The sequence below is a fragment of the Brevibacterium sp. UCMA 11752 genome (genome assembly GCF_021532235.1).
Taxonomy (GTDB): Bacteria; Actinomycetota; Actinomycetes; order Actinomycetales; family Brevibacteriaceae; genus Brevibacterium; species Brevibacterium antiquum.
Genome location: NZ_JACBOS010000003.1, coordinates 3,979,152 through 4,005,339, shown reverse-complemented (window position 1 = coordinate 4,005,339; position 26,188 = coordinate 3,979,152). Strand labels below are relative to the sequence as shown.

General features: G+C 64.8%; 20 protein-coding genes. 13 read left to right on the top strand and 7 right to left on the bottom strand.

The window, feature by feature from the left end:
* The first annotated feature begins 115 nt into the window (after window positions 1-115).
* The 3 genes from gcl to HU144_RS18120 all read left to right on the top strand — a co-directional run bounded on the left by gcl (window position 116) and on the right by HU144_RS18120 (window position 4,662).
* Window positions 116-1,912 (top strand): glyoxylate carboligase, encoded by a 1,797-nt coding sequence (gene gcl, locus HU144_RS18130; protein ID WP_235352482.1) that lies wholly within the window; start codon window positions 116-118, stop codon window positions 1,910-1,912.
* A 196-nt stretch (window positions 1,913-2,108) separates the two neighbouring features.
* Window positions 2,109-3,488: an allantoinase AllB gene (gene allB, locus HU144_RS18125; RefSeq protein ID WP_235352481.1), complete on the top strand. Its 1,380-nt coding sequence runs from the start codon at window positions 2,109-2,111 to the stop codon at window positions 3,486-3,488.
* A 619-nt stretch (window positions 3,489-4,107) separates the two neighbouring features.
* On the top strand, window positions 4,108-4,662 hold the full coding sequence (locus tag HU144_RS18120) for a DUF559 domain-containing protein (RefSeq protein ID WP_235352480.1): 555 nt from the start codon (window positions 4,108-4,110) through the stop codon (window positions 4,660-4,662).
* Between the two features lie 76 nt (window positions 4,663-4,738).
* Here the strand turns inward: HU144_RS18120 and bcp are convergent, their stop codons facing one another.
* Both bcp and HU144_RS18110 read right to left on the bottom strand, forming a co-directional pair.
* Window positions 4,739-5,206, bottom strand: coding sequence for a thioredoxin-dependent thiol peroxidase (gene bcp / locus HU144_RS18115; RefSeq protein WP_235352479.1), 468 nt, complete (start codon window positions 5,204-5,206; stop codon window positions 4,739-4,741).
* A 43-nt stretch (window positions 5,207-5,249) separates the two neighbouring features.
* Window positions 5,250-6,449 carry a glycerate kinase family protein gene (locus tag HU144_RS18110; RefSeq protein WP_235352731.1) on the bottom strand — a complete coding sequence of 400 codons (1,200 nt, stop codon included), beginning with the start codon at window positions 6,447-6,449 and terminating at the stop codon, window positions 5,250-5,252.
* Between the two features lie 263 nt (window positions 6,450-6,712).
* Between HU144_RS18110 and uraD the strand changes: the two genes are divergently transcribed.
* The 4 genes from uraD (at window position 6,713) to aceE (ending at window position 11,420) form a co-directional block, all read left to right on the top strand.
* On the top strand, window positions 6,713-7,207 hold the full coding sequence (gene uraD / locus HU144_RS18105; protein WP_235352478.1) for a 2-oxo-4-hydroxy-4-carboxy-5-ureidoimidazoline decarboxylase: 495 nt from the start codon (window positions 6,713-6,715) through the stop codon (window positions 7,205-7,207).
* Complete coding sequence (gene uraH, locus HU144_RS18100; protein ID WP_092103512.1) at window positions 7,204-7,527, top strand: hydroxyisourate hydrolase; 324 nt, start codon at window positions 7,204-7,206, stop codon at window positions 7,525-7,527. Before uraD ends, uraH begins: the two co-directional genes overlap by 4 nt.
* Window positions 7,528-7,715: 188 nt before the next feature.
* Window positions 7,716-8,600, top strand: coding sequence for a factor-independent urate hydroxylase (gene pucL / locus HU144_RS18095; protein ID WP_235352477.1), 885 nt, complete (start codon window positions 7,716-7,718; stop codon window positions 8,598-8,600).
* A 66-nt stretch (window positions 8,601-8,666) separates the two neighbouring features.
* Entirely contained in the window at window positions 8,667-11,420 is a 2,754-nt protein-coding gene (gene aceE, locus HU144_RS18090) for a pyruvate dehydrogenase (acetyl-transferring), homodimeric type (RefSeq protein WP_235352476.1), read from the top strand.
* A 176-nt stretch (window positions 11,421-11,596) separates the two neighbouring features.
* Here aceE and HU144_RS18085 read toward each other — a convergent pair whose 3' ends face one another.
* Window positions 11,597-12,382, bottom strand: coding sequence for an IclR family transcriptional regulator (locus HU144_RS18085; RefSeq protein WP_235352475.1), 786 nt, complete (start codon window positions 12,380-12,382; stop codon window positions 11,597-11,599).
* Between the two features lie 241 nt (window positions 12,383-12,623).
* Between HU144_RS18085 and HU144_RS18080 the strand changes: the two genes are divergently transcribed.
* The 3 genes from HU144_RS18080 to HU144_RS18070 all read left to right on the top strand — a co-directional run bounded on the left by HU144_RS18080 (window position 12,624) and on the right by HU144_RS18070 (window position 16,313).
* Window positions 12,624-14,003 carry an NAD-dependent malic enzyme gene (locus HU144_RS18080; RefSeq protein WP_235352474.1) on the top strand — a complete coding sequence of 460 codons (1,380 nt, stop codon included), beginning with the start codon at window positions 12,624-12,626 and terminating at the stop codon, window positions 14,001-14,003.
* A gap of 105 nt (window positions 14,004-14,108) precedes the next feature.
* On the top strand, window positions 14,109-15,416 hold the full coding sequence (locus HU144_RS18075; RefSeq protein WP_235352473.1) for a DUF6986 family protein: 1,308 nt from the start codon (window positions 14,109-14,111) through the stop codon (window positions 15,414-15,416).
* 72 nt (window positions 15,417-15,488) lie between these two features.
* Window positions 15,489-16,313 carry a bifunctional allantoicase/(S)-ureidoglycine aminohydrolase gene (locus HU144_RS18070; protein WP_235352472.1) on the top strand — a complete coding sequence of 275 codons (825 nt, stop codon included), beginning with the start codon at window positions 15,489-15,491 and terminating at the stop codon, window positions 16,311-16,313.
* 143 nt (window positions 16,314-16,456) lie between these two features.
* Here HU144_RS18070 and HU144_RS18065 read toward each other — a convergent pair whose 3' ends face one another.
* Window positions 16,457-17,932: a malate:quinone oxidoreductase gene (locus tag HU144_RS18065; RefSeq protein ID WP_235352471.1), complete on the bottom strand. Its 1,476-nt coding sequence runs from the start codon at window positions 17,930-17,932 to the stop codon at window positions 16,457-16,459.
* A 216-nt stretch (window positions 17,933-18,148) separates the two neighbouring features.
* On the opposite strand from HU144_RS18065, the gene hisC reads away from it, so the two are divergent.
* Together hisC and HU144_RS18055 are read left to right on the top strand one after the other, a co-directional pair.
* On the top strand, window positions 18,149-19,234 hold the full coding sequence (hisC, locus tag HU144_RS18060) for a histidinol-phosphate transaminase (protein ID WP_235352470.1): 1,086 nt from the start codon (window positions 18,149-18,151) through the stop codon (window positions 19,232-19,234).
* Window positions 19,231-20,631, top strand: a complete 1,401-nt coding sequence (locus tag HU144_RS18055; RefSeq protein WP_235352469.1) for an FAD-binding oxidoreductase — start codon at window positions 19,231-19,233, stop codon at window positions 20,629-20,631. The genes hisC and HU144_RS18055 overlap by 4 nt, the downstream gene beginning before the upstream one ends.
* On the opposite strand, the gene mmuM is transcribed toward HU144_RS18055, so the two are convergent.
* On the bottom strand, window positions 20,606-21,553 hold the full coding sequence (gene mmuM, locus HU144_RS18050; protein WP_235352468.1) for a homocysteine S-methyltransferase: 948 nt from the start codon (window positions 21,551-21,553) through the stop codon (window positions 20,606-20,608). The two genes, HU144_RS18055 and mmuM, sit on opposite strands and share 26 nt — an antisense overlap.
* A gap of 21 nt (window positions 21,554-21,574) precedes the next feature.
* On the opposite strand from mmuM, the gene tgt reads away from it, so the two are divergent.
* Entirely contained in the window at window positions 21,575-22,867 is a 1,293-nt protein-coding gene (tgt, locus tag HU144_RS18045) for a tRNA guanosine(34) transglycosylase Tgt (protein ID WP_235352467.1), read from the top strand.
* Here tgt and HU144_RS18040 read toward each other — a convergent pair.
* Both HU144_RS18040 and HU144_RS18035 read right to left on the bottom strand, forming a co-directional pair.
* On the bottom strand, window positions 22,864-23,613 hold the full coding sequence (locus tag HU144_RS18040; protein ID WP_235352466.1) for a queuosine precursor transporter: 750 nt from the start codon (window positions 23,611-23,613) through the stop codon (window positions 22,864-22,866). The genes tgt and HU144_RS18040 overlap by 4 nt on opposite strands.
* On the bottom strand, window positions 23,588-26,164 hold the full coding sequence (locus HU144_RS18035; RefSeq protein WP_235352465.1) for a M3 family metallopeptidase: 2,577 nt from the start codon (window positions 26,162-26,164) through the stop codon (window positions 23,588-23,590). Before HU144_RS18035 ends, HU144_RS18040 begins: the two co-directional genes overlap by 26 nt.
* Window positions 26,165-26,188: the final 24 nt, after the last annotated feature.

Genomic DNA, 26,188 nt, shown 5'->3' with positions numbered 1-26,188 from the left:
CACCACCACGAACCGAGCCGGCGACAGCGTCGTCGCCGGCTCACTGAACTCGGCCCATGGCGGGCCACTGAACCCGGTCCGCTCGAACGTGGGCCGATGAAGCGAAGGAAGAACAATGACACGTATGCGCGCAGTTGACGCGGTGGTGCTCATCCTCGAAAAGGAAGGCGCTACCCAGACATTCGGCCTGCCGGGAGCGGCCATCAACCCGCTGTACTCAGCGATGAAGGCCCACGGCGGAATCAGCCACACGCTGGCCCGCCACGTCGAAGGTGCCTCACACATGGCCGACGGGTACACGCGGGCGGCGGCCGGGAACATCGGCATCTGCCTCGGCACCTCGGGACCTGCCGGGACCGACATGATCACCGGACTCTACGCCGCAGCCGCGGACTCGCAGCCCATCCTGTGCATCACCGGGCAGGCTCCTGTCGCGGTTCTCGACAAGGAGGACTTCCAGGCCGTGGACATCGCCTCGATTGCGAAGCCCGTGACCAAGATGGCCAAGACCGTGCTCGAGGCAGGACAGGTCCCCGGCGTCTTCCAGTCGGCCTTCCAGCTCATGCGCTCGGCTCGGCCCGGCCCGGTCCTCATCGATCTGCCGATCGACGTCCAGCAGACCGAGATCGACTTCGACATCGACACCTACGAACCGTTGGTGCCCTCGAAGCCAGCTGCCACCTCGGCACAGGCGGAGAAGGTCCTCGACCTCATCGCCGCAGCGTCGCATCCGCTCATCATCGCCGGCGGCGGCATCCTCAACGCCGATGCCGCGGACAAGCTCGTCGAATTCGCCGAGGCGACCTCGATCCCGGTCTCACCGACGCTGATGGGCTGGGGCGCGATCCCGGACAACCACCCGCTGCAGGCGGGCATGGTCGGCATCCAGACCCACGTGCGCTACGGCAACGCCTCGTTCCTGGAGTCGGATCTGGTCATCGGCATCGGCAATCGCTGGGCCAACCGTCACACCGGTGACCTCGGGGTCTACCGCAATGGTCGGAAGTTCGTCCATATCGACATCGAGCCCACGCAGATCGGGCGTGTGTTCTCACCCGACTACGGTGTCGTCTCCGACGCCGGTGCCGCGCTCGACGCACTGCTGTCCGCGGCACGGGGTCGGACTGAGGCTGCGAGCCTGCCGGACTTCACCGGCTGGGCCGGCGAGTGCACGGCGCGCAAGTCCACCGACCATCGCAAGACCAACTACACCGATGTGCCGATCAAGCCGCAGCGTGTCTACCAGGAGATGAACTCTGCCTTCGATGAGGATGTGACCTATGTGTCGACGATCGGCCTGAGCCAGATCGCCGGGGCTCAGATGCTCCACGTCTACAAGCCGCGCCACTGGATCAACGCAGGTCAGGCCGGACCCTTGGGCTGGACCGGACCGGCCGCGCTGGGGGTGGCGAAGGCCAAGCCGGAGGAGACGGTCGTCGCACTCTCCGGTGACTACGACTTCCAGTTCATGATCGAGGAACTGGCCGTCGGCGCGCAGCACAAGATTCCGTACCTGCACGTCGTCGTCAACAACTCCTATCTGGGGCTCATCCGACAGTCGCAGCGCGGCTTCGACATGGATTACCAGGTGTCGCTGGCCTTCGACAACATCAACTCCTCGGGAGACGCCGCGAGCTACGGCGTCGACCATGTGGCCGTCGCGCAGGGGCTGGGCTGCAAGGCGCTGCGCGTCGAGGACCCTGAGCTCATCGGCGAGGGCCTGCGGGTGGCCAAGGAACTCATGGACGAGCACCAGGTGCCCGTTGTCGTCGAGGTCATCCTCGAGCGCGTCACGAACATCTCGATGGGTGCGGCACTGGACAGCATCAACGAGTTCGACGTCCTCGCCCAGACCCCGGCCGATGCACCCACGGCGCTGACGCCGATGGGCGAACTGGCCGCGGCGAAGTAGGCTTCGGGTCAACGGGACCCGATGTCGGCCAGGTCACAATTGGTATACCATGGCCCCCGGGGGAGTCGGATGCGCGATTCCGACCCCTCGGGGACTTGTCTGACATGCTCGGCGCAGATGCTGAGGACAATGGACCCGGCTGGCATTGCCGGGGGAACTGCCCCGGCCGTCCAGGTTGGGTGAATGAGGAGGATTCATGAACGTCGATGATGCCGGTACACAGGCCACCGACCAAGCTTTTGACCTGGTCATCAAGGCGCAGAGGGCCATTCTGCCCGAGGGTGTCAGCGCCGCCGAAGTCGGTGTGCGCGAGGGCGCGATCGTCGAGATCGCCACCGGGGGAGCCGGACTGAGCGGGACCACCTCGGCGAATGCGCGCGTCGTCGAGCTCGACGCTTCACAGGTGCTGCTGCCGGGCCTCGTCGATTCGCACGTGCACGTCAATGACCCCGGCCGCAGCGAATGGGAGGGCTTCGCCAGCGCCACCCGCGCCGCAGCAGCCGGAGGCGTGACGACGATCGTCGACATGCCGCTGAACTCCCTGCCGCCGACGGTCAACGTCGAATCACTCGACATCAAACGCGAGGTCGCAGCGTCCAAGGCATTCATCGACGTGGGCTTCTGGGGTGGGGCGATCCCCGGCAATACCGGTGACCTCAAGCCCCTCTTCGATGCCGGCGTCTACGGTTTCAAGTGCTTCCTCGAGGACTCAGGGGTCGATGAGTTCCCACCGCTGGAGCCCGATGAGCTGCGCGCCGATCTGGCAGAACTCGCGAAGTACGACGGTCTGCTCATCGTCCACGCAGAGGACCACTCGGTGATGGCCGGAGCCCCGAAGAACTCAGGGCGCAAATTCAGCGACTTCCTCGCCTCGCGTCCGCGTGAGGCCGAGAATGTTGCGATCGCCCGCGTCATCGAGGCCGCCCGCGAGACCGGCGCCCGCGCGCACATCCTGCACCTGTCATCGGCAGACGCGCTGCCTCAGATTGCGGAGGCCAAGGCCGAGGGAGTGAAGCTCACGGTCGAGACCTGCCCCCACTACCTCGTCTTTACCGCCGAGGAGATCCCGGACGGCGCGACGACGCACAAGTGCTGCCCGCCGATCCGCGAGGAATCCAACCGCGAAGCGCTGTGGCAGGGGCTCGTCGACGGCACGATCGACTGCATCGTCTCCGACCATTCGCCTTCGACGGCCGAGCTCAAGCTCCTCGACACCGGGGACTTCGGTGCGGCCTGGGGCGGAATCTCCTCCCTGCAGCTGGGTCTCTCCCTCGTGTGGACAGAAGCAGCCAAACGCGGAATCGACCTCGCCGCGGTGGTGGCCTGGATGTCCAGTGCCCCCGCATCCGTCGCCGGGGTGAAGAACAAGGGCGCTATCGCACTCGGCAACGACGCGGACTTCGCAGTCTTCGCCCCCGACGAGGAGTGGACTGTTCACGCCACAGACCTCTACCACCGCAACCAGATCAGCGCCTACGACACGCGTACCGTCCGCGGCACCGTCAAACAGACGATCCTCCGCGGCGCACCCGTGAATTACGACGAGCCCCAGGGTCACCTCCTCCGCGCCCGCTGAGGCCCGCCTCCCTCCCTAAACCTCCCCGACGTCACTAATTGCGCCCGGCGCCGCGAGTGATTAGTGACGTCGGGGAGGTTTAGTCGATTCACTGCCGGCGTGATCCACAGGCTTATCCACAGTTTTTACGTTGGTGTGGCGAATGGCGCTGTTTGTTGTCATTATCTGCAGTATGTATTCGATAATGACTACGGCGCGACTTTTGCGTTCTGGATTCACCAAACGCGAGCTGGCGCGAGCTGAACGGTGCTGTGTCCGCAGAGTCGCTCGGGGTCGCTATGCGGTCGAGCGAACATGCGAGAAAGTCGAGCATGAGGGCATCTGGGCTGCTGTGCGTGAGGGGCATGCCCAGGAATTCGAGCTCTTCAATGACCGCAGAGACGCTGAGCAGTATCTCAAAGCCCTAGTGCGTGCTCGAGCAGAGAAGGTCAACGAGGAAGAGTCATCAGGCCGGCCGAAGCGGCGACACGAAGTCTTCTCGCACCTCTCAGCCGCTCTCATCCACGGGCTTCCGATTGTCGTCGTTCCCGAACAGCGGGTGGAGGTCATCAGGCGCGGCGCTTCGCGTAAGCATCGTTATCTTCGAGTCCGAAACACACCTCTGGCGCCCGGGAGCGTCATGACGATCGGCATCTACAGGGTAACCACACTTGAGCGGACCATTGTCGACGTCGCGCTGACCTATGAGCTGGCAACGGCATTGGCGATGATCGATCACACTCTGCGTCGGGAACTGACGTCGATGGAAGAGATTCAGACAGCCTTTGCGGAACGCGACGCAGCACGTGCTCAGAGGAGGGCGCGGTGTGCGCTGGATCTATCGGATGCGCGGCGCGAGTCACCGGCAGAGTCAGTCGCCGCCGCACGATTCTTCGAACATGGAATCGGTGGATTTGATCCGCAGGTGGAGTTCAGGGGCCGGGACGGACGTGTATTCGCCCGTGTCGACTTCTGTCACCGTGCGGCGAAGGTGATCATTGAAGTGGACGGCCTCGCGAAATACTCCATGGGCACCAGAACTCCTCGGAAGGCGCTTGAGGATGAAAAGGCTCGTGATGCGCAACTGGCCGCCCTTGGTTACAGGGTCGTCCATCTGACATGGAAGCAGCTCTTCCTCGCGGCGCCCTTTGAGGACATCAAGCGGATCGTGTCTGAACGAGTTGTTGCACGCTAAACCTCCCCGACGTCACTAAAGGCTCGCGGCGCCGCGCGGTATTAGTGACGTCGGGGAGGTTTAGGGAGAGGGAGGGTCAGGCGCCGAGCTTCTCGCGGAGGCGGGCGACGTGGCCTTCGGCGTCGACGTTGTATTCGACGTCGGAGAGAGTTCCGTCTTCGGCGATGACGAAGGTTGAGCGCAGGGTGCCTTCGAAGGTGTTGCCGCCCACCGTCTTCTCACCGAACGAGCCGTACGCCTGCGCCAGCTCCGCACCCGGATCCGAGAGCAGCGGGAATGTCAGCTGCTGGTCGTCGGTGAACGCCTGCAGCGCCTCGGCGTCATCGGGGGAGACGCCGAGCACCTGGAACCCGGCAGCGGCCAGGGACGAGAGGTTGTCGCGGAAGTCGCAGGCCTCGGTGGTGCAGCCAGGCGTCGCGGCCTTCGGGTAGAAATAGAGGATGACCTTCTGCCCGGCGAGGTCCGCCTTCGAGTAGGTCTTTCCGCTGGCATCGGCCAGAGAGAAGTCCGGTGCGGTCTGTCCGACTTTGAGCTGTGTGCTCATGGTGGTGAGTCCTTTCGTAGGTGACTGCTGGTGTCTTTGGTGGTCAGTTCTGTTGCGCGCCCGCGACGCCTGCGCCCGTGACGCTTGCTCTCGCGCCCGCGACGCCTGCGCCCGCGAGCGCGCACGCGTGGGCGGCGGTGGCTTCGATGAGTTCCTCGGCGCGGCCGGAGAGCTCGGCGAGGTCGGCGGGGCCCGGCGCGATCGACAGGGCCGCAGTGATGCCGGCCTCGCGGCATTCGGCGGGGCTGAGGGCGACGCGGCCGGCGATGACGATGATCCTCGCCGAGGCGGGGGCATGGTCGCGTACGGCCGCGACGACCTTCCCGCCCAGAGACTGGGAATCGAAGGATCCTTCGCCCGTGAGTACGATGTCGGCGGCGGCCAGGGCCTCGGTCAGGCCCACAGCCTCGGCGACCATCGTCGACCCGGGCACGACCTCGGCACCCAGCAGGCTCGTCAGTGCCAGAGGGATTCCGCCTGCGGCTCCGAACCCCGGCGTTGCCGCAAGCGACGACGCTTGGGCAGCCGAGCCGGCGAGCACCTCGGCGAGGTGGGCCAGTCCGGAATCGAGGACGGCAACGGACGTCGCATCGGCGCCCTTCTGAGGACCGAAGACTGCGGCGGCGCCACGAGGGCCGATGAGCGGATTGTCGACGTCGACGGCGATGCGCCAGCGGACCTCGCGGGCACGCGGATCCAATGCGGAGACGTCGACGCTGGCCAAGGAGGACAGCCCGCCGCCACCGGGGGCGATGGGCGCACCGGAGGAGTCGGCGAAGGCCGCGCCCAAGGCCGAGGCGATGCCGACGCCGCCATCGGTGCTCGCCGAGCCGCCGATGCACAGCAGGATCTCCTCCACCCCCTGGTCCAGGACGTGGCGGGCGATGAGGCCCACGCCGTATGTATCGGCGCGCTCGGGTGCGAGGGCGAGGTCGGAGACCTGGGGGAGGCCATTGGCCTGAGCCGCCTCGATGACCGCGGTCTTCCCATCAGCGGAGATGCCGAACAGGGCTGTCGTCGGCCGGCCCAGGGCATCCACGACCTCGATTGAGCGAGCCGGGGTGTCCCACACGGCCAGCAGGGCATCGAGGGTTCCCTCACCACCGTCGGCGAAGGGCAGGTCGGTGATCCGCGAGTCGGGGAACACCTGGCGGGCACCGCGAGCCAGGGCGGCAGCGGCAGCGGGGGCGCCGGCCGAACCCTTGAAGGAATCGGGCGCGCAGACGATCGTGGGTGCTTCCATGCTCATGACGTCATTCAACCTCATTGTCGAGAAAACGATGGCCAAGTGCCCAGAACGCGGACTGCGCGAGGGACTCTGCCATCATTATCCGCTTTGTGGAATTACTTTTCCAAATCCACCGGAAAAGGCCGCTGACGCCGACCGCGGAATTTGACTTAGCGCGGACCTGGGGTCAAACTCGAAGCAGTTAAATGGAAATAGTCTTCCGTGATGTGAAACACATTCTCAGTGGTTGTGCATCTCGATTTTCTCAGGAGGTCAATGTGGACCTAGGCGAGTTCAATCAGCTGTCGATCGATGACGCCCGCGCGACTCTGCGCCCGTGTCTCGATGTCGACCGGTGGATCGACGGGGTCGTCGCAGCGCGGCCGTTCTCCACTGTGCAGGCCGCCCTCGAGGGTGCCCGCACCAGCGCGACCCCACTGACCGATGACGAGATCAACCAGGCCATGTCCCACCATCCCCGGATCGGTGAGAAGGCCGAAGGCTCTTCCGCCGAGGCGGCTCATTCCTCCCGCGAGCAGGCTGGCCTGGGTTCCCTTGACGGTGACATCCAGGATCGACTCGCGGCGGGCAACGCCGCCTACGAAGAGCGCTTCGACCGCGTCTTCCTCATCCGCGCGGCCGGCCGCAGTCCCGAGGAGATCCTCGCCGAACTTCAGCGTCGCATGGCCAACACCGACACCGACGAACTCGCCGAGGTCGGCGAGCAGCTGATCCAGATCGCCGCACTCAGACTCGAAGGACTCCTCGCATGAGCTTCATCTCCGCCCACGCTCTCGACTCTACGCTCGGCACCCCTGCCGCCGACCTCGAGGTCACGCTCTACTCCGGAACAGAGGTGCTCGCCAACGCCCGCACCGACGGCAATGGTCGTGTCTCGGAATTCGGACCGGACCACCTCGGTGCCGGTGATTATCGGATCGTGTTCGGTACCGGTGCCTACTTCGAGGCCCAGGGACAGGATCACTTCCACCCCCAGGTGACGATCGACTTCACAGTCAAGGCAGGCGAGGCGCACTATCACATACCATTGTTGCTGAGCCCGTTCGCGTACAGCACCTACCGGGGAAGCTGAGCGGACGGCAACACCCATAAGACATCAGGGGAAGCAGGCCCCCTTACAGGATCGTGATCCTCAACAAACCGCCGAAGTTCGCCGGGTTCGACGCCCGGTGACCTCGCAAATCAATTGGTCACAGCGGCCATGTCGGACTCGGTGACGAGTGCGGCGCGGTCGTTGGCACAGGCAACAGGAGCAAGAAGATGAGCAAGGTGAAACTGACGACGAATCAGTACGGCAAGGCGGAGAATCGTCTGATGCGGGTCTACCGTGACTCCGAACGTCACGAGATCCGCGACCTCAATGTCACCTCACAGCTGTGGGGCGATTTCGAGACCGCGCACACCGAGGGCAACAACGAACACGTCGTCGCCACCGACACCCAGAAGAACACGGTCTTCGCCAAGGCCAAGGAACTCGGAGTGAGTTCACCCGAGCAGTTCCTCCTCGGGCTCGGCGAACACTTCACCTCCAGTTTCGACTGGGTCACCGGCGGACGCTGGGCAGCCGAAGAGTACGGCTGGTCGCGCATCAACGATCACAATCACTCTTTCTACAAGTCAGCGCCGGAGACCCGCACCGCGGTGCTCACCCGCGACGGCGACACCACCAACCTGATCTCCGGCTTCTACGGGCTGACCGTGCTCAAGACCACCGAATCAGGCTTCGTCGGCTACCCGAAGGACAAGTACACGACCCTGCCGGAGACCGACGACCGCATCCTCGCCACCGACATCGCGACCCGCTGGATCTACAACACCACGGATCTCGACTTCGAAGGCGTGTACTCACGAGTCAAGGAAATCATCCTCGACTCGTTCACCGACCACTACTCGCATGCCCTGCAGCACACCCTGTACCAGATGGGTGAGAAGGTCATCGAGGCTGTGCCGGAGATCGACGAGATCCGCTTCTCGTGCCCGAACAAGCACCATTTCCTCTACGACATCGAACGCTTCGGCTTGGAGAACCCGAACGAAGTGCTCATCGTCGCTGATCGGCCCTACGGGCTGATCGAGGCCACCTTCACCCGTGACGGGGTGGAGGAGAACAAGGACGCCTGGGCGCAGATCGCCGGCTTCTGCTGATAATTTCCATAGTCGGGTCCACGGGAACACCTTCCCGTGGGCCTGACGTGTTTGAGAGGGAGAACTATGACCCAGGACACAACCTCGGCGATCCCGAGGGGAACCGGTGACGAAGAGATCGACGAGTGGCTCGAGTCCTGGGAGGGGCTCGTCAACCAGCGTGGCACTCTGCGTGCGGCCGAGATCATGGAGGCCCTGCGCCGACGTGCCGCATCGAACTCGGTGGCCCAGCCCAAGGTCACGACCACCGACTACGTCAACACGATCCCGGCCGATCAGGAACCTGCCTACCCGGGCGATGAGCGCCTCGAGCGCAAGTACCGCAAATGGCTGCGCTGGAACGCCGCGATGCTCGTCCACCGAGCCCAGCGCCCCGAGATCTCCGTCGGCGGCCACATCTCGACCTATGCCGGTGCCGCGACCCTCTACGAGATCGGGTTCAACAACTTCTTCCGCGGCCAGAATCATTCCGGCGGCGGCGACCAGGTCTTCTTCCAGGGTCACGCCTCACCCGGCATGTACGCCAGGGCATACCTCGAAAACCGTCTGAGCGACACGCAGCTCGACGGCTTCCGGCAGGAGGCTTCGAAGGCCCCCAACGGGTTGAGCTCCTACCCGCACCCGCGCTTGATGCCCGACTTCTGGCAGTTCCCGACCGTGTCGATGGGGCTGGGCCCGATCAACTCGATCTACCAGGCGCAAATGAACCGCTACCTGCACAACCGCGGCATCAAGGACACCTCCGATCAGCGCGTCTGGGCCTTCCTCGGCGACGGCGAGATGGACGAGCCGGAGTCACGCGGCGCGCTCCAGCTGGCCGCGAACGAGGGCCTCGACAACCTCACCTACGTCATCAACTGCAACCTGCAGCGACTCGACGGACCGGTGCGCGGCAACGGCAAGATCGTGCAGGAGCTCGAAGCGGTCTTCACCGGCGCCGGCTGGAACGTCATCAAGGTCCTCTGGGGCCGCGAATGGGACTCCCTGCTCGACGCCGATCACACCGGCGAACTGGTGAGGATCATGAACGAGACCCTTGACGGTGACTACCAGACCTTCAAGGCCGAGTCCGGCGGATTCATCCGCGACAACTTCTTCGGCCGCTCACCGGTGACGAAGGGCCTCGTCGAGCACCTGAGCGACGACGACATCTGGAACCTCAAGCGCGGCGGTCACGACTATCACAAGGTCTACGCCGCCTACGAGCAGGCCGTGAACACGAAGGGCAAGCCGACCGTCGTCCTCGTCCAGACGGTCAAGGGCTACGGCTTGGGCACGACCTTCGAGTCGCGCAATGCCACGCACCAGATGAAGAAATTCACGGCCGCCGACGTCAAGGCCTTCCGCGACCGGATGGACATCCCGATCACCGACAAGGTCATCGACGAAGACCCCTACGCGGTGCCCTACTACCACCCGGGCAACGACGCTGAAGAAGTCCAGTACATGCTTCAGAAGCGGTCCAAGTTGGGCGGATTCCTGCCCAATCGCAAGCCCGAGAACAGCAAGAAGACCCTGCCTGCCGTGTCCGACAAGGCCTTCTCGCAGACCAAGAAGGGCTCGGGCCATCAGCAGGCCGCGACCACGATGGCCTTCGTGCGCCTGCTCAAGGACCTCATGCGCGAGAAGGGCATCGGCAACAGGATCGTGCCCATCATCCCCGATGAGGCCCGGACCTTCGGCATCGATGCATTCTTCCCGACCGCGAAGATCTACAACCCGAACGGGCAGAACTACCTGGCAGTCGACCGTGAACTGTTCCTGTCCTACAAGGAGGCGACCTCGGGTCAGCTGCTCCACGTCGGCATCAACGAAGCCGGTGCGGCCGCGGGATTCACCGCCGCCGGAACCGCGTACTCGACGCACGGTGAGCCGATGATCCCGATCTACGTCTTCTACTCGATGTTCGGGTTCCAGCGCACCGGCGACGCCTTCTGGGCCGCCGGGGACCAGATGACCCGCGGGTTCATCATCGGGGCCACAGCCGGTCGCACGACGCTGACCGGTGAGGGCCTGCAGCACGCCGACGGACACTCACCCGTGCTGGCCGCGACCAACCCTGCGGTGCGGATCTACGACCCGGCCTACGGATACGAGATCGGCCACATCATGCGTGATGGCCTGCACCGCATGTACGGCGAGCACGACCTCGGCGATGACGCCCGCAACGTCATGTACTACTTGACCGTGTACAACGAGCCGATGCTCCAGCCGGCCGAACCCGAGGATGTCGACGTCGATGGGATCCTGCGCGGCATCCATCGAGTGGCAGATGCCGGCACCGGCGCCGAGGCGGGGGCCGGGAATCGTCCGCAGGCTCAGCTGCTCGCGTCGGGAGTCGCGGTCCCGTGGGCACTTGAGGCCCGTGGCCTGCTGGCTCAGGAATGGGGCGTGGATGCGGCTGTCTGGTCGGTGACCTCATGGGCCGAGCTGCGCCGTGATGCGCTGAAGTGCGAGGCCGAGAAGCTCGAGAACTTCGAAGCCGAACCGCGGACGCCCTATGTGCGACAGCGTCTGGGCGCCGAGGCGGGGCCGATCGTTGCGACGAGCGACTTCGACTCCACTCAGCCGGACCTCATCCGTCCGTTCCTCAGTCAGGACTTCGCGACCCTGGGTGCCGACGGCTTCGGGTTCTCGGACACCCGCGCCGCTGCCCGGCGCCACTTCAAGATCGATGCGCACTCGATGGTCGTCCGGACCCTGCAGCTGCTGGCCGACCGCGGCGAGATCGCTCGCTCGGTGCCGGTTGAGGCGGCGAAGAAGTATCGCCTGAACGAGGTCAACGCAGGAACCTCAGGCACCGCCGGAGGCGATTCCTGAGGCTGGCAGCCTCAGCGGCGCTCTGCAGCGAAAAACGGGTGGTGTGTCGAGAAACGTGATTGCACATACGTTTCTCGACGCGCCACCCGTTACTGAGTTTTAAGGTCTGGCGGACACCAGAGTCTCGGCGCTCCGCCGTTGTATCGCGGATGCGGCGGCGCTCCGGCTGCTGCGCCCTAGGCTCCGCCGCGCATGTCTGCTGAGATCGCCTCGGCGGCTGATCGCAGCAGCGGGATGGCGCGATCTGAGAAGGCCTGGTCGACGCGGCTGATGGGTCCGGACACGGAGATCGCCAGGGGAGCGGGGGCATCGGGGATCGACATCGCGAAGCAGCGCACACCCAGCTCCTGCTCCTGCTCGTCGATCGAGTACCCGCGGTCGCGGATGCGCACCAGCTCGGCCTCGAGATCTGCGACGGTGCCGATGCTGTACTGCGTGGGCGTCGGCATTCCCGCAGTTGTGACGATGTGACGTACCTGCTCGGGATCGAGCCCGGCGAGCATCGCCTTGCCCACTCCGGTGTCGTGCATATGGGCGCGGCGCCCCACCTCGGTGAACATCCGCATCTGGTGCTGTGAGGCCACCTGATCGACGTAGACGACCATGTCTCCGTCGATGGTCGCGACGTTTGCGGACTCGCCGAGTTCGTCCACGAGCGTGCGCAGGTAGGGACGCGCGATGGCGCCCAGCTGGGATCCAGCGAGGTTGCCCAGGCGGATCAGGCCTGGCCCCAGGGCATAGCCGCGGTTGGGCAGCTGACGCACCACGCCGAGGTTGACCAGAGTATTGAGCAGGCGGTGAATCGTCGGGAGGGGAAGGCTCACCTCGGCGGCGATATGACTCAGCGTGGCAGAGCCGGAGGAGTTCGCGATGCATTCGAGGAGCCCGAAGGCGCGCTCGACGGACTGGACGCCGCCCTTCGTCTGGCGGATCGCAGGGGCCTTCGTGTCATTGCTGGTCATCCCAGTTCCTCTTCCTCGTCCATTGGATTCGTGTTCTTTGGATCCGTATTCATTGACTTGTGTGGCAGCTCGACGATGAGTGCCGACGGCATGAAAACCAGCATCGCTGTGCGAAACTGCCCCTCAGTCTAGTCCTGAAATGGAAGAAAGTTTCCGTTCACGAGCATTCTGGCTAGATTTTCCACTATACAGAAGATATTATCCGTACTACGGAAAAGACTTATCAGAGAGGATAACTCCCATGGCTGTTCCAAGCCCCGGATACTCAATCACTCTTCGAGTGGAGACTGCGGTCGGTCGGACATCCACGTCCGACCTCGTAGCCGCCGCTGCCGCCACCGGCGCCGCGATCACCGCGCTCGACGTCGTCGAATCCACCCCGCATACGGTGATGATCGACGTCAGCGCCGATACCCGCGATGTCGCACACGCCGACGAGGTATCGGCTGCACTCGATACGCTCGATGGAGTCGAGGTCCACAAGGTCTCCGACCGGACCTTCCTGCTCCACCTCGGCGGTAAGCTCGAATCCACCCCCAAGGTGCCTCTGCGCAACCGCGACGACCTCTCCCGTGCCTACACTCCGGGTGTGGCCCGCGTATGCATGGCCATCGCGGAGAACAAGGCCGATGCCCGTCGTCTGACGATCAAGCGCAACACCGTGGCGGTCGTCACCGACGGCACCGCAGTGCTGGGCCTCGGCGACATCGGGCCCGAAGCGGCGATGCCGGTGATGGAGGGCAAGGCTGTTCTGTTCAAGCAGTTCGCGGGCGTGGATGCCTGGCCCGTGGCACTGGATACCAAGGACACCGAGGAGATCATCTCGATCTGCAAGGCCATCGCCCCGGCCTACGGCGGCATCAACCTCGAGGACATCTCCGCCCCGCGCTGCTTCGAGATCGAGGCCAGGCTCCGCGCCGAGCTCGACATTCCGGTCTTCCACGATGACCAGCACGGCACCGGCATCGTCACGCTCGCCGCGCTGAAGAACGCGCTCAAGGTCGTGGGCCGCAAGCTCGAAGATCAGCGCATCGTCGTCTCCGGCGTCGGTGCTGCCGGCAATGCGATCATCCGGCTCCTCCAGGTCGCGGGGGCGAAGAACATCATCGCCTGCGGCCGTGACGGCGCGATCGGACCGAATTCGAAGGTCGACACAGAACATAAGGTGTGGCTGCAGCGCAACACGAACCCCGAGGGCTTCGAGGGCACCCTGAAGGAAGCCGTCGTCGGCGCCGATGTGTTCATCGGCGTCTCCGCTCCGAACGTGCTCGACGGCAGTGACATCCAGGCCATGAACAAGGACGCCCTCGTCTTCGCGATGGCCAACCCCGACCCGGAGGTCGACCCCGCCGAGGCGCTCAAGTACGCCGCCGTCGTGGCCACCGGACGCAGCGACTACCCGAACCAGATCAACAACGTGCTGGCCTTCCCGGGCATCTTCCGCGGGCTCCTCGACGCCGAGGCGACCGACATCGACGAGAACATCATGGTCGCCGCGGCGGACGCGATCGCTTCGTGCATCCCCGAAGACGAACTCCATCCGGGCTACGTCGTCCCGTCGGTCTTCGACCCCGACGTGGCGAAGAAGGTGGCGGAGGCTGTCGCCGCTGTCTCCTCCTGATCTTCGACCGGTCTCCTGAAACAGGGGGCCGGTCGCTGTTTTATGAGAGACAATGTTGGAAGACCAGTCCTCCCGCGCAATGATGCTACGAAAGAGAATGTGAAATTGGATCAATCAACGTTGGCCGACATCGACTCACTCCTGGCGGACACGGACGAGCTGCTGAGCACGCGGTATCCCGGCGAGCGCGAGGTCCGGCAGCCCGTGCACACCGTCTACGTCCCCGGGCACCTCTCATCCCCGGCCCTGCCCCGCGAATGGGGTGAGCAGGCGCTCGACTGCGTCGAGGCCAACGGCGGGATGGTCCAACTGGCCGAACGCGTCATCATCGCCTCCCGCAAGGAGACGCTGGCCCCCGACAGCCAGACGATGCCGAATCTGCACCAGGTCGCCCGGGAAGCGGAGATGCTCGCCGAGGCGGTCACCAAGAAGCTTGCCGTCGAACCGATCGAGGACCTGCGGATGGACTTCGAAGACGGGTTCGGAGATCGTGGTGATGCGACCGAGGACGACTGTGTCCGCCAGGCCGCGCGCAACGCGATCGCAGGACTGAGTGAGACGGGCGCACCGGCGTTCTTCGGCATCCGGTTCAAATGCATGGAGGCCGATACCCGGGCGCGCGGACTGCGCACCTTGGACCTGTTCCTCGCCGAGGTGATCGCCGCCCACGGTTCCCTGCCCAAGCAGCTGGTCCTCACTCTGCCGAAGGTGAGCACCGTTGACCAGGTGTCCGCCATGGTCCTTGCCTGCCGTGCGCTGGAAGCCGAGCACGGTCTGGCCGAGGGCTCGATCACCTTCGAGGTGCAGGTCGAGACCCCGCAGCTCATCCTCGGCGCCGACGGCACTGTGCCCCTGGCTCCAGTCCTCGACGCCGGTGCCGGGCGCATCACCTCCCTGCACTACGGCACCTACGACTACTCGGCATCGATGGGTGTTGCCGCTGCCTATCAGGCTATGGACCACCCGGTGGCCGACTTCGCGAAGAACCAGATGATGCTCGCGGTCGCCGGCACCGGCGTCCACCTCTCCGACGGTTCGACGAACATCATGCCCCTTGGCGAGCCCGAGGAGATTCAGCGCGCCTGGAGCCTGCACGCCGGACTGGTCCGCAGGCACCTCAAGCGCGGCATCTACCAAGGGTGGGACATGCATCCGCACCAGCTGCCCACACGCTTCCTCGCCACCTTCCGCTTCTACCGTGAGGGGGCCGAACGTGCGGCGACCCGACTGCGCAACTACGTGTTCCAGGAGGACTCGGCCGTCCTCGACGAGCCGGCGACCGCGCGGGCGCTGGCCCGCTACCTGGGCCGTGGACTGTCCTGCGGTGCCCACACCGAGGAATTCGTGACGGACCGGACGAAGATGTCGATTGCGACCCTCAATCACATCGCCGCCACCGGCGCGCCCGAGTGACCTGCCGGCACCCTCGGCGACACACAACCACCTGGTACTGACCACCCCCGTTCCGAAGGAGAACACGCACACATGACGACGACCGACCCCTACACCTACTTCGCGCCGACCGGAGGGCACCCGCCGCAGACGGACCTGCTCACGGACCGTGCGATCGTCACCGAGGCCTACACGGTGATCCCACGCGGAGTCATGCGCGACATCGTGACCTCGAACCTGCCCGAATGGACGGGGACCCGTTCCTGGGTGCTGAGCAAGCCGGTGGCCGGGGGTGCGGTGACGTTCTCACAGACCATCCTCGAAGTCGCCCCGGGCGGAGGCGCCGAGAAGCCGGAGCCGCAGGTCGAGGTCGAGGGGTTCATCTTCCTCATGGCCGGCGAGCTCGAGATCACCCACGAGGGTCAGGCCCACACCCTGACGCCGGGCGGCTACGGGTTCCTGCCCGCCGGTTCGACGTGGAGTGTGAAGTCCACCGGCGCCGAGGCGGCACGCTTCCATTGGATCCGCAAGCGCTACCAGCCAGTGGCCGGACTGGACCCGGAGGCCAAGTTCGGCCAGGAGTCCGACGTCGAACCCGCAGCGATGCCGGGCACCGACAACCGGTGGCGCACGACGCGTCCGTTGGATCCGGACAATCTGGCCTATGACATGCACGTCAACATCGTGACCTTCGAACCCGGTGCCGTGATTCCCTTCGCCGAGACCCACGAGATGGAGCACGGCCTCTACGTGCTCGAGGGTAAGGCCGTCTACCGTGTCAACGGCGACTGGGTCGAGGTCCAGGAGGGTGACTTCATCTCGATGCGCGCCTTCTGCCCGCAGGCCTGCTACGCCGGTGGACCGGGCCGCTTCCGCTACCTGCTCTACAAAGACGTCAACCGCCAAGTCGAGCTGTAGCTGCCGCCAGTGTCAGGGGTGAATGCAGTAACCGCTTGCCGGAAGTGCCTGGGTAGAGCACAAGTGACGTGCTCTGGCACTTCTGGCAAGCGGTTACTGCATTCAGCGGGCTGCACGGCCAGGCGCTGCTGGCTGTCAGCCGATCAGATCAGCTGCAGGGTGCGCGCGGTGTACTCGGAGAGCTCCTTGAGCAGGGTCTCGTCGTCGGCGAGGCTGCGGCCCAGCGAAGGCACCATGTCCTTGATGGAGGGCTCCCAGCTGCTGTACTGGCGAGGGAAGCAGGTCTTGAGCAGGTTGAGCATGATGGACACTGCCGTCGATGCACCGGGCGAGGCACCCAGGAGAGCGGCGATCGAGCCATCGGCGGAGGAGATGAGCTCGGTGCCGAAGCTGAGCACACCGCCCTTCTTCGAATCCTTCTTCATCACCTGCACGCGCTGACCGGCCTGGATGAACTCCCAGTCGCTGGGGTCGATGTTCGGGATGAACTCGTGCATCGATTCGAAGCGGGCCTTCTTCGACGCGGCCAGCTCGGAGACGAGGTAGGTGACGAGGTCTGTGTTGTCCTTGGCCACGTTGAGCATCGTGGGCAGGTTGTTCCCGCGCACCGAGAAGGGCAGGTCGGTGAAGCGGCCGCCCTTGAGGAACTTGGGGGAGAAGCCGGCGTAGGGTCCGAACAGCAGGTAGTCCTTGCCGTCGACGACACGGGTGTCGAGGTGAGGCACCGACATCGCCGGGGCGCCGAAGGATGCCTGGCCGTAGACCTTGGCATGGTGGCGGGCGACGAGGTCGGGGTTCGAGGTGCGCAGGAAGATGCCGGAGACAGGGAAGCCGCCGTAGCCGCGGCCCTCGGGGATGCCCGACTTCTGCAGCAGCGGCAGAGCACCGCCGCCGGCGCCGACGAAGACGAACTTCGCGTTGACCTTGTGGGTCTCATGGGAGAGCAGGTCCTTGACGGTGACGACCCAGCCGTCGGAGGAGCGTTCGAGGTCGGTGACCTGATGGCTGGTGCGGATCGTGGCACCCTTATCGCCGACATAGTTCAGCAGCTGGTGCGAGAGCGAACCGAAGTCGACGTCCGAGCCGATCTTCGTGCGTGAGATGCCGTTGACCTGACCGGGTCCGCGACCCTCGAACATCAGCGGCAGCCACTCGGCCTGGGTGTCCGGATCGTCGGTGTACTCCATTTCGGAGAACAGCGGATTGCGGACCATCTGCTCGTAGCGGTTCTTGATGTAGTCGCGTCCCTTCTCACCACGGCCGTAGCTGATGTGAGGGACCTGGTTGATGAAGGATTTCGGCTGGGCCAGGACGCCGTTGTCGACGAGGTGTGACCAGTACTGGCGGGAGTGATGGAACTGCTCGTTGATCTGCGAGGCCTTCGCGAGGTCGATGTGGCCGTTCTCGTCCTCAGGAGTGTAATTGAGCTCGCACAGGGCGGCGTGACCGGTGCCGGCGTTGTTCCACGGATCGGAACTCTCCTCGGCGACATAGTCGAGCTTCTCGTAGACCCGGATATCCCATTCGGGCTGAAGCTCGGTCAGCATGGCACCAAGAGTGGAGCTCATGATGCCGCCGCCGATCAAGACAACGTCAACCTTTTCCTGCGTTGAGGGCATTTCGACTCTCATCCTTCGTCACTGACTACATGTATTCGCCTCACAGACTACTCTCCGCGTCAGGCGAACCAGTAACCCGCCCCCGGGCACAGGAGTCCCATGCGAGGAACCTCACAGCCGATGATTGTCCGCGGTGTGAGGTGTTTTCCGACCATTCGGACTTTTAGCCTCTGGACCCCTTGTGTCGCCCGCCACAGGATGTGCAAATATGGGCACATGTCGAATCGCTTCCTTCTTCGTGATGCCCTGGCCGAATTCCCGCCCTATGTGCCGGGCAAACCCCCTGCCAGCGCACCAGGTCTGAAACCGTACAAGCTGTCCTCGAATGAGAACCATCTGGCACCGCTGCCGGGTGTCACCGACGCGATCGCAGACGCCGGGCGGGTGCCCGCGAACTACCCAGACCCGAAGTCGTCGAAGCTGGTGACCGATATAGCGGCCCACTTCGACGTCGATGAGGCGGAGATCGTCCCGGGCGCCGGAGCCTCGGAGATCCTGTCCGCGCTGACGAACATCACGCTCGAGTCCGGGACCTCGGTGGTCTACCCGTGGCCTTCGTTCGAGATGTACCCGATCCTCGCCTCGGCGCGCGGTGCGCAGAAGCGCCCCGTGCCCCTGCTCGAAGACGGTCGGCACGACTTCCCGGGACTGGTCGCCGCCATCGATGACACGACCCGACTCATCCTGCTCTGTTCGCCCAACAACCCGACCGGACCGTCGATCTCGACATCCGAGCTCGACGGCTTCATGGCCGAGGTCCCAGCCGAGGTCGTCGTCGTCCTCGACGAGGCCTACTTCGAGTTCGCCACCGCCGCCGAGGTGGTCGATGGGATGGACGCCTACCGGAAGTTCCCGAATCTGGTGCTGGCACGGACCTTCTCCAAGGCACATGGCCTGGCCGGTCTGCGTGTGGGCTACGGAGTCGCCGACCCGACGATCGCGAGCGCACTGCGTCAGGTGATCGCACCCTTCAGCGTCACCTCGGCGGCACAGGTCGCTGCTGTGGAATCGCTGTTGCGCAATGACGAGGTCCTCGTCCGAGCCAAGGAGGTCGCGGCCACCCGTGACCAGCTCGAACAGGACCTGCGCGATGCCGGGCTCACCGTCTCCGACTCCCAGGGAAACTATGTGTGGGTCAGCCTCGGGGCAGAGGATGCACAGGCATTCGAAGCCGCGTGTGCCGAGCAGGCCGTCGCCATCCGTCGTCTGAGCGGGGGAGTTCGGATCAGCATCGGCGCCGACGAAGCGCTCGAGAGAGTGCGTGAGGTGGCCAAGTCCTTCGCAGAGTCCAGGACCGCATGAGCATCACGGCCCAGATTCCGACACAGGAGCTGGAGGCTCGGCTGAGCCCCGGTGCCCTCGTCACGGACCGCGACGTCATCGACAGCTATGCCGTCGACAGGGCCCTGTTCTGCCCCGCCGGGCAGGCACTGGCCTTGGTGCGGGCGCGAACGGTCGACGATGTCGCGGCAGTGATGGTCTTCGCCACCGAGCATCGCATTCCTGTGGTCACTCAGGGTGCACGGACCGGGCTTTCGGGTGCCGCCAACGCAGTCGATGGCTGCCTGCTGCTCAATGTCGCCGGGATGGACGAGATCGTGGACATCGATCCGGTCAACCAGACATGCCGGGTCCAGCCCGGTGTCATCAACCGGGATCTGAAGACGGCGCTGGCCGAACACGGACTCTCCTATCCTCCCGACCCCGGGTCCGTGGCGATCTCGACGATCGGCGGCAATGTCGCCACGAACGCCGGCGGAATGTGCTGCGTGAAGTACGGAGTGACCAAGGACTATGTGCGCGCCATGACCGTGGTGCTCGCCGACGGCACCGTGACGAAGCTGGGGAGACAGACGGCCAAGGGTGTTGCCGGACTCGACCTGGCGGCCCTGTTCGTCGGGTCCGAAGGAACATTGGGCACCATCGTCGAGGTGACGCTGGCTCTCAAGCCGGCACTGACGCAGCCGATCACCGCCGTGGGAATCTTCCCTGACACCGCATCCGCCGGGCGCACAGTCACCGAGTACATGGGGTCGGGAGCGAATCCGTCGATGCTGGAGTTCATCGACGGGCCCAGCGTGGCGATGATCAATGCATACGGTGACTTCGGCCTGCCGGACAACGTCGGTGCGCTTCTGCTCGTGCAGTCGGATGTGAAGGGCGCGGGTGCGATGGAGGAGCTCGAAGCCTTCCGCAGGGTCGCAGAATCCAACGGCGGCACCGAGGTCTTCGTCTCCGACGATCCCGCCGATTCGGAGATGCTCGTCGCGGCCCGTCGAGCGGTGGCCCCGGCGATGGAGAAGTACGCGCACACCCGTGGCGGGGGAGAGCTCGTCGATGATGTGTGCGTGCCGCGCTCCGCTCTCGGGGAGTTCTTCGAACGCCTGGCGATCATCGATGCTCGCTTCGACGTCGAGGTCGCCACGGCCGGTCACGCCGGTGACGGGAACATGCATCCCTCGGTGGTCTTCGACGCCGGGGACGAGGCTCAGGTGGGCCAGGCGCAGGAGGCGTTCGCCGCGATCATGCAGCTGGGACTCGATCTGGGTGGGACGATCACGGGGGAGCACGGTGTCGGATTCCTCAAGCGCGAGTGGCTCGGGCGTGAGCTCGATGCTGGAGCCAGGCTGATGCACACGCAGATCAAGGACGCGCTTGACCCGCTGGGGATCCTCAATCCGGGGAAGATGCTCGGCTGAGTTCCTGCGCCGAGGCGACGAGGCCGGCGATGTCGCCCGGCGTCGTCCGGCAGCAGCCGCCGATGATGCGGGCACCGGAGGACACCCACGATGACAGGGTCGTCGGGCTCGTGTCGAGGGCCGCACCCTCGCGCCATTCCATCGCCGCCGCATCGTAGGTCTCACCCGAATTCGGATAGGCGATGAGCGGGAGGTCCGTGGCACTCGCCAACGTCTGCAGTGCGGGTGAGACCAGCGATGGGCGCACACAGTTGACGCCCAGTGCGCGGATCATCGTCGAGCCGGCAACCGCCTCGGCGAGGTCGGTCAGGGGTGTCCCGTCGGCCATGTGACGACCATCGGCCACGCCCCCATGGTCGGCCAGAGTCACGCTCAGCCAGGCAGCAATGCCGAACTCTTCGGCCAGGCCTGCGAGCACCCTCGCTTCCGGAAGCGAGGGCTGAGTCTCGATGGCCAGCAGATCGGCACCAGCACGGACCAGGGCCTCGATACGCGGGCGGTGGAAGTCGGTGAACTCGGCATCGCTCAAGCTGTAGTCGCCGGTGTACTCGCCGCCGTTGCCGAGAGCGGCCCCATACGGTCCCACGGACCCGGCGACGAGGGCGGTGCCAGCTCGGGCAGCGACCTCCACACTGGTCGCGATGAGACGCAGCCCCTCCTCGGCGGAGATCGATGCCCGCTCGAAACCCAAGGGGGTCGCCTGATAGCTGGCGGTCGTGACGATTCGGGCACCTGCGCGGATGAAGTCGGCGTGCACCTCGGCGAGCGTGTCAGGGGAGTCCCGGAGCAGGGCCGCCGACCACAGCTCGTGACGCAGATCGATGGCGCGGGACTCGAGCGCAGTGCCCAGGCCGCCGTCGATGATGATGGGCTCGCCGCTGACTTCCGCGGCCCGGAGCATCTGGATGAAGGTTGTCGACATGCTCCCAGTTAAACTTGTCGGGTGACCCGAATCGAATCCTCCGCAGAATCTGAGACAGCCTCCTCAACCGACGGCGGCGCCGACGCCCCGGCCATCAACGACCGCTCCCGATTCGGGTTCGAGATCGGAACCCGCCTCGACGAGGGTGGGCGCACCGGCGTCATCCACACTCCACACGGTGACATCGCGACTCCCGCCTTCATTCCCGTCGGGACGAAGGCCACGGTCAAGGCCGTGCGTCCCGATGAGGTAGAAGAACTCGGCGGTCAGGCGGTGCTCTCCAATGCCTACCACCTCTACCTGCAGCCCGGGTCCGATCTCGTCGATGAGGCCGGCGGGTTGGGGAAATTCATGAACTGGCCCGGCCCGACGTTCACCGACTCGGGCGGATTCCAGGTCATGAGCCTGGGTTCGGGTTTCAAGAAGGTCATCTCGATGGAGTCGACGGGGGAGCAGAACGATGATCTCGTTGCCGTCGGCAAGGAACGCATGTCGAATGTCGACGACGACGGCGTGACCTTCAAATCCCACCTTGACGGCAGCATGCACCGTTTCACCCCCGAGGTCTCCATGCGGGTTCAGCACGAACTGGGCGCCGACATCATGTTCGCCTTCGACGAGCTGACGACGCTGGTCAACACCCGCGGCTACCAGGTGCTGTCCTTGGAGCGCACTCGTCAGTGGGCTCTGCGCTGCATCGAGGAGCACAAGCGGCAGACCGAAGCACGCACGCACCGGCCCTACCAGGCGCTGTTCGGCGTGCTCCAGGGCGCACAGTACGAGGACCTGCGACGCAAGGCAGCCCACGACCTGGGCGCGATGGACTTCGACGGCTTCGGCATCGGAGGCGCGTTGGAGAAGGAGAACCTCGGCACGATCATCCGCTGGGTGTGCGAGGAGCTGCCGGAGAACAAACCGCGCCACCTGCTGGGCATCTCGGAGCCCGATGACCTGTTCGAGGCGATCAAGACCGGCGCCGACACCTTCGACTGCGTCTCACCCTCGCGCGTTGCCCGCAATGCGGCCATCTACACGCGCGATGGCCGCTACAACCTCACCGGAGCGAAGTATCGCCGGGACTTCGGGCCGCTTGACCCGGACTGCAGGTGCTACACCTGCCAGAACTATTCGCGGGCCTACCTGCGGCATCTGTACAAGGCGAAGGAGATGCTCTTCTCCACCCTGTGCACGATCCACAACGAGTACTTCGTCGTCAACCTCGTCGCCGAGATCCGTCGGTCCATGGAAGAGGGCCGCTTCTTCGAACTCGAGACCGAGGTGCTCGGCCGCTACTACGCGAAGCAGCGCAGCTAGTCTGCCTTGCCGCCGCCGGGCAGTTCGTAGCTGGGCTCGTGCTTCTTCACCAGCTTGATCACCCGGTAGGTGACGGGCATGAGGATGACTTCGACGGCGACCTTGTAGACGAAGCCGAAGACGATGTAGTTGATGAAGTCGAGGCCGGGTATGACGCCGGCGAAGGCGATGACGCAGAACAGCAGGGTGTCGACGAACTCACCGACGCCCGTTGAAGTCAGCAGACGGACCCATAGCTTCTGCTCGCCCATCCGCTTCTTCACGGCCACGAGCACATAGGAATTGAGCAGCTGCCCGAAGAAGTATCCGATCAGCGATGCTGCGACGATGCGGGGGTAGAAGCCGAGGACGGCGGCGAACGCGTCCTGGTTCTCATAGCCAGGTCCCGGCGGTGAGATGAGGACGAGCCAGAACACGAAGGTCGCCAGGATCTGCAGCCCGAAGCCGGTGATGACGGCCTTGCGGGCGGCCTTGAAACCGTAGACTTCGCTGATCACGTCGCCGAGGATGTAGGCGATGGGGAACAGGAAGGCACCGCCGTCGGTGACTACGGGTCCGAACCCGATGACCTTCGTCGCGGAGATGTTGGAGATGATGAGGATCGCCGAGAACACGGCGAGGATCACCGCGTAGTAGCGCCCCCTGGAGGAGGCGAAGGCCGCAAATCTGCTCGCAGCGCTCAGCGCATTCGAGCCTTCCGGGCTCGGCTCTTCCGAGCCTTCAGCCTTCGGCACCTTCTTCGACAACAGTGATTTCCTTCCCTCCGGTGATCGCCAACAGCTGCTCGTATGTCAGCGGCATCACCGAATTCGGTGTGCCGGCGGCAGCCCAGAGAACAGGATAGTCCTTCAGCGCTGTGTCGACATACGTGGGAATCGGCTGCGGGTGTCCACAGGGCGCGACACCGCCGATGACCTGGCCCGTTGCGGTGCGCACGAGGTCCTTGTCTGCTCGGTCAAGGGAGTCCGCGCCGATGAGCCTGGCCACGTGCTCCGTGTCCACGCGGTGACGTCCCGAGGTCATGATGAGCACCGGCTCCCCGTCGGAGGCGAAGATCAGGCTGTTGGCGATCGCGCCGACCTCGACACCGACCTTCTCCGCCGCCGAGGCTGCAGTGGGCGTGGCATCGGTGAAGAGTCTGATCTGTGGTTCGATCCCCTTCCCCTCGAGGACCTTGGCGACTTCAGCATGGTTGCGGTGTTCCTGTGGTTCGACGGCTTCGACCTCAGTGGGCTCTTCGACGGCTTCGACCGGTTCCTCCACTGGCTCCGCCAGCCCGCGACGGCGCAGCAGCGGCGCCACATCGGGGCGTGTGCCGAAGAAGCGTTCGATCGCGCTCATCGGATCGATGGAGAAGCCGGGGGCCAGTATCGCCTCGCGGAACGCATCGCCGGCCTCACGGTTGAGTCCGCCCTGAGCTTCGAACCATTCGCTGACCCAGGCCGCAATGACCTCCGAATAGAGGTAGGAGTAGTAGCCGGCGGCATAGCCTGAGGCGAAGATGTGGCCGAAGTAGGTGGTGCGATAACGGGGCGGAACGAGAGTGGTGAACCCGGCAGCGGCGAGGACCTCGGATTCGAAGGAGAGGACGTCGGTGATGTGTTCACCGGCTTCAAGGGAATGCCACGACAGGTCGAGCATGGCCGCAGCCAGGTATTCGGTCGTGTCGAATCCCTGCCCGAACTTCTCGCTCTCGATAAGGGCTGTGACCAGCGACTCTGGCATCGGCTCGCCTGTGTCGACGTGTTTGGCGTAGTGGGGGAGGACCTGCGGGTGGAAGCGCCACATCTCATTGAGCTGGGATGGGAACTCCACGTAGTCGCGTGGAACGGCGGTGCCGGCGGTCGACGGGTAGGTCGAGTTGGCGAACAGGCCGTGGAGGACGTGGCCGAATTCGTGGAAGAAGGTGTTGAGCTCGGTGGGGTTGAGCAGCGTCGGTCGGCCCTCGCCGGGTTTGGCCAGGTTGAGTGAGAGGGTGACGACGGGCAGGTGCCCGGTCAGTCGTGAACTCGTGACCAACTCGCCCATCCAGGCACCGCCGCGCTTCGTGTCCCGGGAATACGGGTCGAGGAGGATGAGTCCCAGGGTGCGTTCGTTGGTGTCCGTGACCTCGAAGGAGCGAACATCTTCGTGCCAGCCGATGACTGACTCACGCGGGGCGAAGGTGATTCCGTAGAGGCCCGTTGCGGCGCGGAAGACGCCCTCATTGAGGACAGTGTCGAACTCGAAGTACTTGGCCACCTCGTCGGCATCGATGCCGAACTCATCCGCCCGGTATCGCGCGAGCTGGTGCTTGACATCCTCGGGGGCGACATCATTCAGGCCGTAGCGGTCCTTGACCTGCGCCAGCTCCGTCGACAGCTGAGCGTTGGCCGGGGCGATGAGTGAGGAGACGATGTCCGCGGCCGCATCCGGTCCGCCGGCGGTCTGGTTGTCGACTGCGAATGATGAGTACGAGGGGTATCCCAGCAGTTTCGCCTGCAGCGCTCGCAGCGCCGTGGTGTCGGCCACCTGGGTACGGGTGTCGCCTTCGCCGCCTCGAGCCCCGCGCGAGGTCGAATTGTCGAGCACCAGTCTGCGGGTCTCGGCGGATTCCAGGGATTCGAGGACGAGCTGCTGAGTGAAGTTGTTCAGTGGCAGCAGATACCCGTCCGTGCCACGTTCGGCGGCCCGGTTCGCGGCGGCGGCGACCTGGTCCTCGCTCATCCCGGCCAGCTGCTGCGCGTCGCGGAGGTGGACTGCGAGATCCCGGGTGTCTTTCTGCAGTGCCCGGGAGAAGGAGGTCGCCAGGGTCGTGAGTTCGGCCGCGATCGTGGACATCTGCTCGCGTTCTTCTTCGCCGAGGCGGGCTCCCGCACGCACGAATTCCTCGACCGTGAGCTCCTGCTGACGTTTGTCCTCGGGGTTGAGATCGCTGGAAGGGACCTGTTCGATGCGGTGGAAGAGATCGACGTCGAGGAAGATCCGGGTCCGTGCCGCGGACAGACGATCCCACACCTCGGCGACGGCATCGGCGAGTTCGGGACGGAGATGATTCGACTCCACGGCGCTCACCACGGCCGAGATGCGGGCCATGGGAATGGTCGCGGATTCGAAGCGCACGGTTGTCGACACGAACGTCGGCTCGTTCTCATCACCGATGATGTCTTCGACCTCGGATCGCGCGAAGTCGGTGGCCGCCCTGACCGCAGCGATCAGTGATGCCGGAGTGACCGCGGAGAAATCGGGCAGTGAGAAGTCGCCCTGTGGGTCGAGGAAGGCCTCCCAGACATCGATGCTGTTCGGATCGGAGCTCATCGTCGACGTACCACTTTCTACACG

Bases quoted from the DNA above. Each gene is read 5' to 3' on its own strand.
- HU144_RS18120 (WP_235352480.1), top strand. From the start codon at position 4,108: ATGACGATCGGCATCTACAGGGTAACCACACTTGAGCGGACCATTGTC.
- HU144_RS18065 (WP_235352471.1), bottom strand. From the start codon at position 17,932: ATGCCCTCAACGCAGGAAAAGGTTGACGTTGTCTTGATCGGCGGCGGC.
- HU144_RS18085 (WP_235352475.1), bottom strand. From the start codon at position 12,382: ATGACCAGCAATGACACGAAGGCCCCTGCGATCCGCCAGACGAAGGGC.
- mmuM (WP_235352468.1), bottom strand. From the start codon at position 21,553: ATGTCGACAACCTTCATCCAGATGCTCCGGGCCGCGGAAGTCAGCGGC.
- HU144_RS18070 (WP_235352472.1), top strand. From the start codon at position 15,489: ATGACGACGACCGACCCCTACACCTACTTCGCGCCGACCGGAGGGCAC.
- aceE (WP_235352476.1), top strand. From the start codon at position 8,667: ATGACCCAGGACACAACCTCGGCGATCCCGAGGGGAACCGGTGACGAA.
- HU144_RS18055 (WP_235352469.1), top strand. From the start codon at position 19,231: ATGAGCATCACGGCCCAGATTCCGACACAGGAGCTGGAGGCTCGGCTG.
- HU144_RS18110 (WP_235352731.1), bottom strand. From the start codon at position 6,449: ATGGAAGCACCCACGATCGTCTGCGCGCCCGATTCCTTCAAGGGTTCG.
- bcp (WP_235352479.1), bottom strand. From the start codon at position 5,206: ATGAGCACACAGCTCAAAGTCGGACAGACCGCACCGGACTTCTCTCTG.
- pucL (WP_235352477.1), top strand. From the start codon at position 7,716: ATGAGCAAGGTGAAACTGACGACGAATCAGTACGGCAAGGCGGAGAAT.
- allB (WP_235352481.1), top strand. From the start codon at position 2,109: ATGAACGTCGATGATGCCGGTACACAGGCCACCGACCAAGCTTTTGAC.
- HU144_RS18080 (WP_235352474.1), top strand. From the start codon at position 12,624: ATGGCTGTTCCAAGCCCCGGATACTCAATCACTCTTCGAGTGGAGACT.
- uraH (WP_092103512.1), top strand. From the start codon at position 7,204: ATGAGCTTCATCTCCGCCCACGCTCTCGACTCTACGCTCGGCACCCCT.
- HU144_RS18035 (WP_235352465.1), bottom strand. From the start codon at position 26,164: ATGAGCTCCGATCCGAACAGCATCGATGTCTGGGAGGCCTTCCTCGAC.
- hisC (WP_235352470.1), top strand. From the start codon at position 18,149: ATGTCGAATCGCTTCCTTCTTCGTGATGCCCTGGCCGAATTCCCGCCC.
- gcl (WP_235352482.1), top strand. From the start codon at position 116: ATGACACGTATGCGCGCAGTTGACGCGGTGGTGCTCATCCTCGAAAAG.